Origin of the sequence: Xylophilus sp. ASV27, from assembly GCF_016428875.1 — a bacterium.
GTDB lineage: Bacteria > Pseudomonadota > Gammaproteobacteria > Burkholderiales > Burkholderiaceae_C > Xylophilus.
In genome coordinates this window covers 1-301 of sequence record NZ_JAELTO010000389.1, presented here as the reverse complement: position 1 = coordinate 301, position 301 = coordinate 1, and the positions used below count along the sequence as shown (strand labels likewise).

General features: G+C 79.7%; 1 protein-coding gene. It reads right to left on the bottom strand.

Annotation, left to right across the window (positions count from 1 at the left end):
* Positions 1 to 185, bottom strand: a 185-nt coding sequence (locus tag JHD63_RS23480; protein ID WP_198973193.1) for a hypothetical protein, incomplete at its 3' end; no start/stop codon positions are given.
* Between the last annotated feature and the right edge of the window lie 116 nt (positions 186 to 301).

The window sequence follows — 301 nt, the reverse complement described above, 5'->3', positions numbered from 1 at the left end:
CCCCCCCCCCCCCCCCCCCCCCCCCCCCCCCCCCCCCCCCCCCCCCCCCCCCCCCCCCCCCCCCCCCCCCCCCCCCCCCCCCCCCCCCCCCCCCCCCCCCCCCCCCCCCCCCCCCCCCCCCACACCCACACTAGGTTCTCTTCGTCGGCAGCGTCAGATGTGTATAAGAGACAGGTATGTAGCAAGCCCCATGGCTGGGCACCGCTTGCCGCTTTGCGCGAGGGCTACCGCGCACGCTCCTGGCGGCCGGGGACCACCGCAGACATGACCGGCCAGACCCGCCCGCCCCCCACGGCGTACA